This window comes from Citrobacter sp. Cb023, from assembly GCF_030336805.1.
GTDB classification, from domain to species: Bacteria; Pseudomonadota; Gammaproteobacteria; order Enterobacterales; family Enterobacteriaceae; genus Citrobacter; species Citrobacter braakii.
The window spans coordinates 103076-117565 of record NZ_JAOWCV010000034.1; the positions used below are offsets into that span (position 1 = coordinate 103076).

Here is a 14490-nt window from a genome sequence, read left to right on the forward strand (position 1 = left end):
TTTAGACCGAGCCAACTGGAAGCATGCTGACTATGGCTACGATTCATGTAGACGGCAAAGAATATGAGGTCAACGGAGCGGACAACCTGCTGGAAGCTTGTCTGTCTCTCGGCCTTGATATTCCGTACTTTTGCTGGCACCCGGCGCTGGGAAGCGTCGGTGCTTGCCGCCAGTGTGCGGTGAAGCAATATCAAAACGCGGAAGACACGCGTGGTCGCCTGGTGATGTCTTGTATGACACCGGCCACCGAAGGCACCTTTATTTCAATTGATGACGAAGAAGCGAAGCAGTTTCGCGAAAGCGTAGTGGAGTGGTTGATGACTAACCACCCGCACGACTGTCCGGTCTGTGAAGAGGGCGGTAACTGCCACCTTCAGGATATGACCGTCATGACCGGTCATAGCTTCCGTCGCTACCGCTTCACGAAGCGTACTCACCGCAACCAGGACCTGGGGCCGTTCATCTCTCACGAAATGAACCGCTGCATCGCCTGCTATCGCTGCGTACGTTACTACAAAGATTACGCCGATGGTGCGGATCTGGGCGTCTATGGCGCACATGACAACGTCTACTTTGGTCGTCCGGAAGACGGTACGCTCGAAAGCGAATTCTCCGGTAACCTGGTGGAAATTTGCCCGACCGGCGTCTTCACCGATAAAACGCACTCCGAGCGTTATAACCGTAAATGGGACATGCAGTTTGCGCCGAGCATCTGCCAGCAGTGTTCTATCGGTTGTAACATCAGCCCGGGCGAGCGCTACGGTGAACTGCGTCGTATCGAAAACCGCTACAACGGTACCGTTAACCACTACTTCCTCTGCGACCGTGGTCGTTTTGGCTATGGTTACGTGAACCTGAAAGACCGTCCGCGTCAGCCGGTACAGCGTCGTGGCGATGACCTGATCACGCTGAACGCCGAACAGGCGATGCAGGGCGCGGCAGATATTCTGCGTCAGTCGAAGAAAGTGATTGGTATCGGCTCCCCGCGTGCCAGCGTTGAAAGTAACTTCGCGCTGCGTGAACTGGTCGGTGCGGATAACTTCTATACCGGTATTGCCCAGGGCGAGCAGGAACGTCTGCAACTGGCTCTGAGCGTGCTGCGTGACGGCGGTATTCATACCCCGGCACTGCGCGAAATCGAGTCATACGATGCGGTTCTGGTCCTGGGCGAAGATGTCACCCAAACCGGCGCGCGCGTTGCGCTGGCAGTGCGTCAGGCGGTGAAAGGTAAAGCGCGTGAAATGGCGGCGGCGCAGAAAGTGGCCGACTGGCAGATTGCGGCAATCCTCAACATCGGCCAGCGCGCCAAGCACCCGCTGTTCGTTACCAATGTCGATAACACCCGTCTGGATGATATCGCGGCATGGACCTACCGTGCACCGGTTGAAGATCAGGCGCGTTTAGGTTTCGCTATCGCCCATGCGCTGGATAACAACGCACCGGCGGTTGACGGTATCGACCGTGACCTGCAGAACAAAATTGACGTCATCGTTCAGGCTCTGGCCGGGGCGAAGAAACCACTGATTATTTCCGGTACCAACGCCGGAAGCGCCGACGTGATTCAGGCTGCTGCCAACGTGGCGAAGGCGCTGAAAGGCCGTGGCGCAGACGTCGGGATCACCATGATTGCTCGCTCTGTTAACAGCATGGGGCTGGGTATGATTGGCGGTGGTTCCCTTGACGATGCGCTGACCGAGCTGGAAACAGGTCGTGCTGACGCCGTTGTGGTGTTGGAAAATGACCTGCATCGCCATGCTTCAGCAACGCGTGTGAACGCCGCGCTGGCGAAAGCGCCGCTGGTACTAGTCGTTGACCATCAGCGCACGGCTATTATGGAAAACGCCCATCTGGTGCTTTCCGCCGCTAGCTTCGCCGAAAGCGATGGTACGGTAATTAACAACGAAGGTCGCGCCCAGCGTTTCTTCCAGGTCTATGACCCATCCTACTACGACAGCAACACCGTAATGCTGGAAAGCTGGCGCTGGCTGCACTCGCTGCACAGTACCGTGCAGAGTCGTGAAGTGGACTGGACGCAGCTCGACCATGTTATCGACGCGGTCGTTGAGAAGTTACCGCAGTTGGCGGGTATTAAAGATGCCGCGCCGGATGCAAGCTTCCGTATCCGTGGACAGAAACTGGCACGTGAACCGCACCGCTACAGTGGTCGTACCGCAATGCGCGCCAACATCAGCGTTCACGAACCACGCCAGCCGCAGGACAAAGACACCATGTTCGCTTTCTCTATGGAAGGGAACAACCAACCGTCTGCGCCGCGTTCGCAAATTCCGTTTGCCTGGGCTCCGGGCTGGAACTCCCCACAGGCGTGGAACAAGTTCCAGGATGAAGTGGGCGGTAAACTGCGTCATGGCGATCCGGGCGTGCGTCTGATCGAAGCTTCTGCAGATGGTCTGGATTACTTCACAACCGTTCCGGCGAGCTTCCAGGCTCAGGATGGTCAGTGGCGTGTCGCGCCTTACTATCATCTGTTTGGTAGTGACGAAATGTCCCAGCGTGCGCCTGTCTTCCAGACCCGTATGCCGCAGCCGTACATCAAACTCAACCCGGCTGATGCCGCGAAGTTGGGTGTTAATGCCGGTACGCGCGTATCTTTTAGCTACGATGGCAACACGGTTACGCTGCCGGTTGAAATCGCTGAAGGATTAACGGCAGGGCAGGTTGGTTTGCCAATGGGTATGCCTGGCATCGCGCCGGTTCTGGCTGGTGCACGTCTTGAGGATCTGCAGGAGGCACAACAATGAGTTGGATTACACCCGATCTGATTGAGATCCTGCTGAGCGTTCTCAAAGCGGTCGTGATTCTGCTGGTGGTGGTCACCTGCGGGGCATTCATGAGCTTTGGCGAACGTCGTCTGCTCGGTCTGTTCCAGAACCGTTACGGACCGAACCGTGTTGGCTGGGGCGGTTCGCTCCAGCTGGTTGCGGACATGATCAAGATGTTCTTTAAAGAAGACTGGATCCCGAAATTCTCGGATCGCGTCATCTTTACCCTGGCACCGATGATCGCCTTCACCTCGCTGCTGCTGGCTTTCGCCATCGTGCCGGTGAGCCCGAACTGGGTGGTTGCTGACCTGAACATCGGGATCCTGTTCTTCCTGATGATGGCAGGCCTCGCGGTATACGCGGTGCTGTTCGCAGGCTGGTCCAGTAACAACAAATACTCGCTGCTCGGTGCGATGCGTGCGTCTGCGCAGACGCTGAGCTACGAAGTATTCCTCGGACTTTCCCTGATGGGCGTGGTGGCGCAGGCCGGTTCATTTAACATGACCGACATCGTCAACAACCAGGCTGATATCTGGAACGTTATTCCGCAGTTCTTTGGTTTTGTCACCTTTGCCATCGCGGGCGTGGCGGTGTGTCACCGTCACCCGTTTGACCAGCCAGAAGCCGAGCAGGAACTGGCCGACGGTTACCACATTGAATACTCCGGTATGAAATTCGGTCTGTTCTTCGTGGGTGAGTACATCGGCATCGTCACCATTTCTGCACTGATGGTTACCCTGTTCTTCGGTGGCTGGCATGGTCCGTTCTTACCGCCATTCGTCTGGTTCGCGCTGAAAACCGCGTTCTTCATGATGATGTTCATTTTGATTCGTGCGTCGTTACCGCGTCCTCGTTATGACCAGGTAATGTCCTTCGGCTGGAAAGTCTGTCTGCCGCTGACGCTCGTCAACTTGCTGGTAACGGCGGCTGTCATTCTCTGGCAGGCGCAATAAGGGACACAAAGACCATGACCTTAAAAGAATTGTTAGTAGGTTTCGGCACCCAGGTACGCAGTATCTGGATGATCGGCCTGCATGCGTTCGCGAAACGCGAAACGCAGATGTACCCGGAAGAGCCGGTCTATCTACCGCCCCGTTTTCGTGGTCGTATCGTTCTGACCCGTGACCCGGACGGCGAAGAGCGCTGCGTTGCCTGTAACCTGTGTGCGGTAGCGTGTCCGGTAGGCTGTATCTCTTTGCAAAAAGCAGAGACCAAAGATGGCCGCTGGTATCCGGAGTTTTTCCGCATTAACTTCTCACGCTGCATTTTCTGCGGCCTGTGCGAAGAAGCCTGTCCGACAACGGCTATTCAGCTGACTCCAGATTTCGAGCTGGGTGAGTACAAGCGCCAGGACCTGGTTTACGAGAAAGAGGATCTGCTGATCTCCGGTCCGGGTAAATACCCGGAATATAACTTCTACCGGATGGCAGGTATGGCAATCGACGGCAAAGATAAGGGCGAAGCAGAGAACGAAGCCAAGCCTATCGACGTCAAGAGCCTGTTACCGTAAGGAGAGGGGCAATGGAGTTCGCTTTTTATATCTGTGGCCTGATAGCCATTCTCGCAACCTTGCGGGTGATCACCCACACCAATCCGGTACACGCACTGCTGTACCTGATTATTTCGCTGCTGGCGATTTCCGGGGTGTTCTTCTCGTTAGGTGCTTACTTCGCGGGGGCGCTGGAAATAATCGTCTACGCGGGCGCCATCATGGTGTTGTTCGTGTTCGTGGTCATGATGCTCAACCTCGGTGGTTCTGAAATTGAACAGGAACGCCAGTGGCTGAAACCGCAGGTGTGGATTGGACCGGCGATTCTGTCGGCCATCATGCTGGCGGTTATTGTTTATGCCATTCTGGGTGTTAACGATCAGGGCATCGACGGGACGCCAATTAGCGCGAAAGCTGTCGGTATTTCCCTGTTCGGACCGTATGTACTGGCGGTCGAGCTGGCTTCGATGCTGCTGCTGGCAGGTCTGGTTGTAGCCTTCCACGTAGGGCGCGAAGAGCGTTCTGGTGAAGTGCTGAGCAATCGCACCGATGACCGCGCGAAAAGAAAAACGGAGGAGCACGCATGATCCCCTTACAACATGGACTGATCCTCGCGGCTGTCTTATTCGTACTGGGCTTAACCGGTCTGGTTATCCGCCGCAATCTGCTGTTTATGCTGATCGGGCTGGAAATCATGATTAACGCCTCCGCGCTGGCCTTCGTGGTCGCCGGAAGCTACTGGGGCCAGACCGATGGTCAGGTGATGTATATTCTCGCCATCAGCCTTGCGGCTGCGGAAGCGAGCATTGGACTTGCGCTGTTGCTGCAACTTCATCGCCGTCGCCAGAACCTGAACATCGATTCAGTAAGTGAGATGCGTGGATGAACATGCTTGCCTTAACCATTATTCTGCCATTTATTGGCTTTGTATTACTGGCGTTCTCTCGCGGTCGTTGGTCAGAAAATCTGTCCGCGACCGTGGGCGTCGGGTCGATTGGCCTGGCGGCGCTGGTGACCGCGTTTGTTGGCGTTGACTTCTTTGCTAATGGTCAACAGGCCTACAGCCAGCCGCTGTGGACGTGGATGTCTGTCGGTGACTTCAATATCGGTTTTAACCTGGTGCTGGACGGCCTGTCGCTGACCATGCTCAGTGTGGTGACCGGTGTGGGTTTCCTGATCCACATGTTCGCCTCCTGGTATATGCGCGGTGAAGAGGGATACTCCCGTTTCTTCGCCTACACCAACCTGTTTATCGCCAGCATGGTGGTTCTGGTACTGGCGGATAACCTGCTGCTGATGTACCTCGGCTGGGAAGGCGTGGGCCTGTGCTCCTATCTGCTGATCGGTTTCTATTACACCGATCCGAAGAATGGCGCTGCGGCAATGAAAGCCTTCGTCGTGACCCGTGTGGGTGATGTGTTCCTCGCCTTCGCATTGTTTATCCTCTACAACGAGCTGGGCACGCTGAACTTCCGCGAAATGGTGGAACTGGCACCTGCTCACTTTGCAGATGGTAACAACATGCTGATGTGGGCAACCCTGATGCTGCTGGGCGGTGCGGTGGGTAAATCCGCGCAGCTGCCGTTGCAGACATGGCTTGCTGACGCGATGGCAGGTCCGACGCCTGTCTCCGCGCTGATCCACGCCGCGACGATGGTTACCGCCGGTGTCTACCTGATTGCACGTACTCACGGCCTGTTCCTGATGACGCCGGAAATCCTGCATCTGGTGGGGATTATCGGGGCTATCACTCTGGTACTGGCTGGTTTCGCCGCGCTGGTACAGACCGACATTAAACGCGTTCTCGCGTACTCCACCATGAGCCAGATTGGTTATATGTTCCTGGCTCTCGGGGTTCAGGCGTGGGACGCGGCGATTTTCCACCTGATGACGCACGCCTTCTTTAAAGCGCTGCTGTTCCTGGCATCCGGCTCGGTTATCCTGGCCTGTCACCACGAACAGAACATCTTCAAGATGGGCGGTCTGCGTAAGTCTATTCCGCTGGTGTATCTCTGCTTCCTGATCGGTGGCGCGGCGCTGTCGGCTCTGCCGCTGATTACCGCAGGCTTCTTCAGTAAGGATGAGATTCTGGCCGGTGCGATGGCGAACGGTCATATTAATCTGATGGTTGCAGGTCTGGTCGGAGCGTTCATGACCTCTCTGTACACCTTCCGTATGATTTTCATCGTGTTCCACGGTAAAGAGCAAATTCACGCTCACGCAGGGAAGGGGATTACACATCATCTGCCGCTGATTGTGCTGATGATCCTGTCCACCTTCGTTGGCGCACTGATTGTGCCACCGCTGCAGGGTGTACTGCCTGCGACGACCGAGCTTGAGCATGGTCGCGTGATGACCCTGGAAATTACCTCCGGTATCGTCGCGATTGCAGGCATTCTGATCGCTGCATGGCTGTGGCTGGGTAAACGTACTCTGGTGACGTCGATTGCCAACAGTGCGCCAGGCCGTCTGCTGGGTACCTGGTGGTATAACGCCTGGGGCTTCGACTGGCTGTACGACAAAGTGTTCGTCAAGCCGTTCCTGGGCGTTGCATGGCTGCTGAAACGCGATCCGCTGAACGCAATGATGAACATTCCGGCGATCCTTTCCCGCTTTGCAGGTAAAGGCCTGTTGTTAAGCGAGAACGGCTATCTGCGTTGGTATGTAGCATCAATGAGCATCGGTGCCGTCGTTGTGCTGGCTCTGTTGATGGTACTGCGTTGATCGTAAAGTGAATTTTATCCAAATTCGTTGAAAATCAGGCCTCTATTAGGGGCCTTAAAAAGGAATAAAAATCGCCATGTTACTACCCTGGCTAATATTGATTCCCTTTATCGGTGGCTTCCTGTGCTGGCAGACCGAACGCTTTGGCGTGAAGGTGCCGCGTTGGATCGCGCTGATTACCATGGGACTGACGCTGGCGCTTGGCCTGCAACTTTGGTTGCAGGGCGGCTATTCACTGACGCAATCCACTGGCATTCCGCAGTGGCAGTCTGAGTTTGTCCTGCCGTGGATCCCACGCTTTGGCATCTCGATTCATCTTGCTATCGACGGTCTGTCGCTGCTGATGGTGGTGCTGACCGGCCTGCTCGGTGTTCTGGCGGTACTTTGCTCCTGGAATGAAATCGAAAAATACCAGGGCTTTTTCCACCTGAACCTGATGTGGATCTTAGGCGGCGTAATCGGCGTGTTCCTTGCCATCGACATGTTCCTGTTCTTCTTCTTCTGGGAAATGATGCTGGTGCCGATGTACTTCCTGATCGCGCTATGGGGGCATAAAGCCTCTGACGGTAAAACGCGTATCACGGCAGCAACCAAGTTCTTCATTTATACCCAGGCGAGTGGTCTGGTGATGTTGATTGCCATCCTGGCGCTGGTGTTTGTGCACTACAAAGCGACCGGCGTGTGGACTTTCAACTATGAAGAATTGCTGAATACTCCGATGTCCCACGGCGTGGAATACCTGCTGATGCTGGGCTTCTTCATCGCTTTCGCGGTGAAAATGCCGGTGGTTCCGCTGCACGGCTGGTTGCCGGATGCTCACTCCCAGGCACCGACCGCAGGTTCCGTTGACCTGGCAGGTATCTTGCTGAAAACCGCAGCCTACGGTCTGCTGCGCTTCTCCCTGCCGCTGTTCCCGAATGCGTCAGCGGAGTTTGCGCCTATCGCAATGTGGCTTGGCGTCATCGGCATCTTCTACGGCGCGTGGATGGCCTTTAATCAGTACGACATCAAACGTCTGATTGCCTATACCTCCGTATCCCACATGGGCTTCGTTCTGATTGCTATCTACACCGGCAGCCAGCTGGCATACCAGGGTGCGGTGATTCAGATGATCGCGCACGGCCTGTCCGCAGCCGGTCTGTTCATCCTGTGTGGTCAGCTGTACGAACGTCTGCACACGCGTGATATGCGTATGATGGGCGGGCTGTGGGGCAAAATGAAATGGTTGCCTGCGCTGTCAATGTTCTTCGCAGTGTGTACGCTGGGTATGCCGGGTACAGGTAACTTCGTTGGCGAATTTATGATTCTGTTCGGCAGCTACCAGGTGGTTCCGGTTATTACCGTGATCTCGACATTTGGTCTGGTGTTTGCTTCTGTTTACTCGCTGGCGATGCTGCATCGCGCTTACTTTGGTAAGGCGAAGAGCCAGATTGCCAGTGTTGAACTGCCAGGGATGTCGCTGCGTGAGCTGTTTATCATCCTGTTGCTGGTCGTGCTTCTGGTACTGCTTGGCTTCTATCCGCAGCCGATTCTGGATACCTCGCATTCTGCGATGAGCAACATCCAGCAGTGGTTTGTTAATTCCGTTACTACTACAAGGCCGTAAATCGCCATGACAATAACTCCACAACACCTGATTGCGCTGCTACCGCTGCTGATCGTCGGCTTGACGGTGGTGGTTGTGATGCTCTCCATTGCGTGGCGACGCAACCACTTCCTCAATGCCACGCTGTCGGTCATTGGGCTTAACGCCGCACTGGTTTCGCTCTGGTTTGTTGGCCAGGCGGGCGCTATGGACGTCACCCCGCTGATGCGGGTTGACGGTTTCGCCATGCTCTACACCGGGCTGGTGCTGCTGGCGAGTCTTGCCACCTGTACCTTCGCTTACCCGTGGCTGGAAGGCTACGACGACAACCGGGAAGAGTTCTATCTGCTGGTGCTGATTGCCGCGCTCGGCGGTATTCTGCTGGCTAACGCTAACCATCTGGCGGCGCTGTTCCTTGGTATTGAGCTTATCTCTCTGCCGCTGTTTGGGCTGGTTGGCTATGCGTTCCGTCAGAAACGTTCGCTGGAAGCCAGTATCAAATACACCATTCTGTCTGCCGCAGCGTCTTCCTTCCTGCTGTTTGGTATGGCGCTGGTGTACGCGCAGTCTGGCAACCTGTCGTTTGTCGCGCTCGGTAAGAGCCTCGGCGACGGTATGCTGCAAGAACCGCTGCTGCTGGCGGGCTTCGGTCTGATGATTGTTGGCCTCGGCTTTAAACTCTCACTGGTTCCATTCCACCTGTGGACGCCAGACGTATACCAGGGCGCTCCGGCTCCGGTTTCCACCTTCCTGGCGACGGCGAGCAAAATCGCTATCTTCGGCGTGGTGATGCGTCTGTTCCTGTACGCACCGGTAGGTGATAGCGAAGCGGTACGTATCGTGCTGGGTGTGATTGCCTTTGCTTCTATTATCTTCGGTAACCTGATGGCGCTGAGCCAGACCAACATCAAACGTCTGCTTGGTTACTCTTCTATCTCTCACCTCGGTTACCTGCTGGTGGCGCTGATTGCCCTGCAGAGCGGCGAGATGTCGATGGAAGCGGTTGGCGTTTACCTGGCCGGTTATCTGTTCAGCAGCCTCGGTGCGTTCGGTGTGGTCAGCCTGATGTCCAGCCCGTACCGCGGTCCGGATGCAGACTCTCTGTTCTCCTACCGTGGTCTGTTCTGGCATCGTCCAATCCTCGCGGCGGTGATGACGGTGATGATGCTGTCTCTGGCGGGTATTCCGATGACGCTGGGCTTTATCGGTAAGTTCTACGTACTGGCGGTGGGTGTGCAGGCTAATCTGTGGTGGCTGGTTGCCGCTGTGGTGGTGGGTTCCGCGATTGGTTTGTACTACTACCTGCGCGTTGCCGTGAGCCTGTATCTGAGCGCACCGCAGCAACTGAATCGCGATGCGCCGTCCAACTGGCAGTACAGCGCGGGCGGTATCGTGGTGCTGATTTCTGCTCTACTGGTACTGGTGCTGGGTATCTACCCGCAACCGTTGATCAGCATCGTGCAGTTAGCGGCTCCGCTGATGTAATTCGTCATGCTGTGATCGAAAAAGAGTCTGGACAATGTCCAGACTCTTTTTTTTACCTGTCTATACTCGTCATACTTCAAGTTGCTGGGGCGTCAGGCCGAAAGTTGACGGCTCACCAGCGGGCCGCTGATGCCTTTCGCTGTGCGATCCATCACTTCCTGAATTACTGAAGACAGCTCATTGACTTCGAATTTGGCCACGTAACCATCTGCTTTCACTCGGCGTACGTGATCTTCATTGGCGCTACCGGAAAGTGAGGAGTGGATAACGACCGGGATCTTCTTCAGGCGTTCGTCGGTTTTTATCTTACGGGTAAGCGTAAAACCGTCCATCTCCGGCATTTCCAGATCGGTGAGCACCAGCGCAATCTTCTCGCTGATTGGTTTACCTTCCGCTTCTGCTTCTTCAGATAGCTGTTGTATCTTTTCCCACGCATCCTGGCCCGTCACATGCATCAAGTGTGGGATCTCCATGGCGTTAAGCCCTTTTTCCAGCATCGCGCGAGCCACTTTGGAATCATCAGCCACAATCGCCACCGCACCCGGCGTAATGTTGAACTTATTGGTTTTCAGCTCTGTTGCGCGCAGGTCGTGGTTCGACGGTACGATGTCGTACAGGATCTGTTCGACATCGAGCACCAGCGCCAGATTGTTAGTCTCTTTGTTGTCGTCCAGACAGGCGATACTGGTAATGTAGCGACCATTGACGGCTTTTTCGGCGGTATGCACCTGTTGCCAGTCCAGACGCATAATGTTTTCTACCGACTCCACCGCAAACGCCTGAACGCTGCGGGCATATTCCGTGATTAACAGGATGTTGAGTCCGGTCTCTGGCTTACAGCCCGCGACGGCAGGCAGATCAATCACCGGGATCACCTGATCGCGAATGTTAACCATACCCAGCAACGGGGCTTTCATACCTGCGGGACGCGTAAAGGTCGGCATCGGTACGATTTCACGCAGTTTGAATACGTTGATGCCAAACAGTTCTGATTTCTGCTCCTCGACGGATTTGCCAAGGCGAAACAGCAGCAGTTCAAAACGGTTAGACAGGGTTAGGTTTGTCCTGTCATCAATATCTTTCTGGAAATTGTTCATCCTGTCCTCAGTGTGAAAGCCAGCCTTTCCACTGTTATCGGCACTGAGGCGGAAAAATGGAGCATTAAACGGTGAAAATGGCGAAATCGTGAGCCAGTTCAGTGTCTGGAAATATCGCTTTGCACTCTTCGAGTAACCGCTGACAGCCTTTTTCATCGTAGCGTGAGCTAACGTGGGTCATGATCAGGCGTCCCACTCCGGCCTCAAGCGCCAGCTGGGCGGCTTGTCGGGTCGAGCTGTGACCGCGGCTGTTGGCTTTTTCCTCCATTGAGGAGTCCAGTGTGGTTTCATGTACCATCACATCCACACCGCGTGCCAGTTCAATGGCGGACGCGCAAGGTCCTGTGTCGCCGAAAATAGCCACAGATTTTCCTCTGGTGGCAGGGGCGAGAAAATCGGCACCGTTAATCGCTCGACCATCCTCCAGCACGATGGTTTTCCCGGCTTTCAAATCCTGGAACCACGGGCCCGCTTTAACACCAGCCGCCTTCAAGGCGCTGGCGTCAAGTGCCCCTGGTTTGTCGTGCTCTTCAACACGAAAACCGTAGCACTCCAGCGGATGCTCCAGCGGGTACGCCGTTACTTTACGCAGGCCGTCATCAACAATTTCACCCGCGGTGATTTCGACAATATCCAGCGGATAATCGGTCCAGGAGCCGCTCAAACGCAAAGCCGTTTCGGTAAACTCTCGCAATCCCTTTGGTCCGTAAAGCGTCAGTGGCTGGACGTTCCCGGCCATTGAGCGACTGCACAGCAGCCCCGGTAAACCAAACAGGTGATCGCCGTGTAAATGGCTGATAAAAATACGCTCGAGTTTTCCAGGGTTAAATGGCGTGGTCAGCATCTGATGCTGCGTTCCTTCACCACAATCGAAAAGCCACAGCCCCGCCTGAGTCGGGTGTTGCAGATTCAGTAAAATTGCCGTTACATTGCGTGAGCGCGTGGGGACTCCCGCAGACGTGCCTAAAAATAGTAATTCCATCTTCGCGTTACACTTTTCGCCATCAATAAGGCAGGGTGTTCAGGTTATCACAACAAAGGGGCAGACTATGATTCACTGGCAAGATCTCCACCATGCAAAGCTCAATACACAGCAGCTGTACGCCATTCTTGAGCTTCGCTGTGCGGTATTTGTTGTTGAGCAACGGTGTCCGTATCAGGATGTGGATGGTGATGACCTGAGTGGTGAAAATCGGCACATTCTGGGTTGGCATAACGATGAACTGGTGGCGTATGCGAGGATTCTGAAAAGCGATGATGAGCTTGAGCCGGTCGTCATTGGGCGGGTGATCGTAAGCGAAGCGCTGCGGGGTGAAAAATTGGGGCAACAGCTAATGACTCAGACGCTGGCCTCCTGTACGCAGCATTGGCCGCACAAGGCGCTGTATCTGGGGGCGCAGGCACATTTGCAATCATTCTATGCGCGCTTTGGCTTTGTGCCGGTCACGGATATTTATGACGAAGACGGTATTCCACACGTCGGAATGGCGCGGGAAGCACATCAGGCGTAAACAGGCGCAAACACGCCTGATTGTCTATAGTTAGCGGGTACGTCAATAGAAAGGGAGAATAAAATGTCTTTTCATTCTTATGAATCACGTATCGATGACGATCTGGAATTATTGAGTGAAACGCTGGAGGAGGTGCTGCGTTCTTCCGGCGATCCAGCCGATCAAAAATACCTTGAGTTAAAAGCGCGGGCAGAGCGGGCGTTAGAAGAGGTGAGAAATCGCGTCAGCCACGCCTCTGACAGCTACTATTACCGCGCGAAGAAAGCCGTTTGCCGGGCGGATGATTATGTGCATGAAAAACCCTGGCGCGGAATCGGCGTTGGTGCCACGGTCGGTTTAGTGATGGGATTATTGTTAGCACGGCGATAAATTCCATTCCGTCAGCGCATTTGTACGTACTCCCTAACTGGGGGTACTGCTTTTTCTGCTCAGTACCCCGTATAATGTGAGGTTTTTAACAGGGAGAGGTCCGCGTGCATTCAATCACTACTGCGCTGGAAAGTCTGATGCGTAATTTGTCGCAAGAGATACCAGCAGCACCTGGAATTCGTATTTACGATATCCCTTTCCCACTGAATGATGCGTTTGACGCTTTAGGATGGCTGGCCAGTCAACCTGTCTGGCCCCAGTTTTACTGGCAACAGCGTAATGGCGATGAAGAAGCCGCCGTACTGGGCGCTGTTGCTACATTTTCCTCGCTCGAATTAGCCCAGCATTTTTTACATCAGCATAATGATAATCCTGACCTGCGTATCTGGGGCCTGAATGCCTTTGAGCCTCAGCGCGGCCATTTGTTATTGCCACGGCTGGAGTGGCGACGTTGCGCCGGGGTGGCGAGCTTACGCTTACATCTTTTTAGCGACGTGTCGCTGCGTGAAGACGCCGCGCAGGCGGTGGCGTTTATCTCATCGCTCGCCAACGTAAAGCCGCTGCCCGCATTGCGTCTGCGTTTGACGGGAGAACAGAACTGGCCGGATAAAACTGGCTGGACAGACCTGATAAAGCTCGCCACGCAAACGATCAATGGGGAACAGCTCGATAAGGTCGTGCTGGCGCGGGCGACCGATTTACAGTTTTCTCAGTCGGTTAACGCCGCGGCCGTGATGGCTTCCAGTCGTCGTCTAAACCTGAACTGCTACCATTTCTTTATGGCGTTCTCCGCAAAGTGTGCGTTTCTTGGTTCTTCCCCTGAACGGCTGTATCGGCGGCGTGACACGGCGCTGCGCACCGAGGCGCTGGCGGGAACCGTTGCCAACCACCCTGAGGATCATCGGGCCTGGCAGTTGGGGGAATGGCTAATGAAAGATGATAAAAACCAGCGCGAGAATATGCTGGTGGTCGAAGATATTTGCCAGCGTCTGCAAGGCTGTACGCAAACTCTTGATGTGCTGCCGCCGCAGGTGCTTAGACTGCGCAAAGTGCAGCACCTGCGCCGCTGTATCTGGACGGAACTGAATCAGGCTGATGATACGCTTTGTCTGATGCAACTCCAGCCCACGGCGGCAGTCGCAGGTATTCCGCGTGAGCTGGCGCGTGAATTTATCCAACAAAATGAACCGTTTGAACGCGAGTGGTATGCCGGTTCTGCGGGTTACCTTTCTCTGCGCCAAAGCGAGTTTTGCGTGTCATTACGGTCGGCGAAAATTAGTGAAAATGTGATACGCCTGTATGCCGGGGCAGGGATCGTGCGTGGTTCAGATCCTGAACAGGAATGGCAAGAAATAGACAATAAAGCGGCAGGACTGCGCACTTTATTACAGATGGAAGGGTAATGAGTTGTATATTACCGACTCATATCAAAAATCCATTTATTCGATTC

13 protein-coding genes are annotated in these 14490 nt (G+C 54.8%); 11 read left to right on the top strand and 2 right to left on the bottom strand.

From position 1 onward, the window contains the following. Positions 1 to 32 precede the first annotated feature (32 nt). From nuoG to nuoN, 8 genes are all read left to right on the top strand, one after another. Positions 33 to 2759, top strand: a complete 2727-nt coding sequence (gene nuoG / locus OGW44_RS10785) for an NADH-quinone oxidoreductase subunit NuoG (RefSeq protein WP_032931989.1) — start codon at positions 33 to 35, stop codon at positions 2757 to 2759. After that, on the top strand, positions 2756 to 3733 hold the full coding sequence (gene nuoH, locus OGW44_RS10790) for an NADH-quinone oxidoreductase subunit NuoH (protein WP_016153834.1): 978 nt from the start codon (positions 2756 to 2758) through the stop codon (positions 3731 to 3733). The genes nuoG and nuoH overlap by 4 nt, the downstream gene beginning before the upstream one ends. Before the next feature lie 14 nt (positions 3734 to 3747). Further along, positions 3748 to 4290, top strand: a complete 543-nt coding sequence (gene nuoI / locus OGW44_RS10795; protein WP_005129470.1) for an NADH-quinone oxidoreductase subunit NuoI — start codon at positions 3748 to 3750, stop codon at positions 4288 to 4290. 11 nt (positions 4291 to 4301) lie between these two features. Further along, entirely contained in the window at positions 4302 to 4856 is a 555-nt protein-coding gene (nuoJ, locus tag OGW44_RS10800) for an NADH-quinone oxidoreductase subunit J (RefSeq protein ID WP_016153833.1), read from the top strand. Further along, positions 4853 to 5155: an NADH-quinone oxidoreductase subunit NuoK gene (nuoK, locus tag OGW44_RS10805; RefSeq protein ID WP_006683663.1), complete on the top strand. Its 303-nt coding sequence runs from the start codon at positions 4853 to 4855 to the stop codon at positions 5153 to 5155. The genes nuoJ and nuoK overlap by 4 nt, the downstream gene beginning before the upstream one ends. Next, positions 5152 to 6993, top strand: a complete 1842-nt coding sequence (gene nuoL / locus OGW44_RS10810; RefSeq protein ID WP_016153832.1) for an NADH-quinone oxidoreductase subunit L — start codon at positions 5152 to 5154, stop codon at positions 6991 to 6993. The genes nuoK and nuoL overlap by 4 nt, the downstream gene beginning before the upstream one ends. 76 nt (positions 6994 to 7069) lie before the next feature. Beyond that, positions 7070 to 8599, top strand: coding sequence for an NADH-quinone oxidoreductase subunit M (nuoM, locus tag OGW44_RS10815; protein WP_016153831.1), 1530 nt, complete (start codon positions 7070 to 7072; stop codon positions 8597 to 8599). A 6-nt stretch (positions 8600 to 8605) separates the two neighbouring features. After that, positions 8606 to 10063: an NADH-quinone oxidoreductase subunit NuoN gene (gene nuoN, locus OGW44_RS10820; RefSeq protein ID WP_016153830.1), complete on the top strand. Its 1458-nt coding sequence runs from the start codon at positions 8606 to 8608 to the stop codon at positions 10061 to 10063. A gap of 92 nt (positions 10064 to 10155) precedes the next feature. On the opposite strand, the gene OGW44_RS10825 is transcribed toward nuoN, so the two are convergent. Continuing rightward, positions 10156 to 11160 carry a chemotaxis protein gene (locus OGW44_RS10825; RefSeq protein WP_016157041.1) on the bottom strand — a complete coding sequence of 335 codons (1005 nt, stop codon included), beginning with the start codon at positions 11158 to 11160 and terminating at the stop codon, positions 10156 to 10158. Between the two features lie 64 nt (positions 11161 to 11224). Then, complete coding sequence (rbn, locus tag OGW44_RS10830) at positions 11225 to 12142, bottom strand: ribonuclease BN (protein WP_047359224.1); 918 nt, start codon at positions 12140 to 12142, stop codon at positions 11225 to 11227. Positions 12143 to 12209: 67 nt separating this feature from the next. Here rbn and OGW44_RS10835 point away from each other — a divergent pair, with 67 nt between their 5' ends. The 3 genes from OGW44_RS10835 (at position 12210) to menF (ending at position 14443) form a co-directional block, all read left to right on the top strand. Beyond that, on the top strand, positions 12210 to 12671 hold the full coding sequence (locus tag OGW44_RS10835) for a GNAT family N-acetyltransferase (protein ID WP_016153827.1): 462 nt from the start codon (positions 12210 to 12212) through the stop codon (positions 12669 to 12671). A gap of 63 nt (positions 12672 to 12734) precedes the next feature. After that, a complete protein-coding gene (gene elaB / locus OGW44_RS10840; protein ID WP_003027683.1) occupies positions 12735 to 13040 on the top strand; it encodes a stress response protein ElaB in 306 nt (101 codons plus the stop codon). Positions 13041 to 13144: 104 nt separating this feature from the next. Beyond that, positions 13145 to 14443: an isochorismate synthase MenF gene (menF, locus tag OGW44_RS10845; RefSeq protein WP_181599052.1), complete on the top strand. Its 1299-nt coding sequence runs from the start codon at positions 13145 to 13147 to the stop codon at positions 14441 to 14443. Positions 14444 to 14490: the final 47 nt, after the last annotated feature.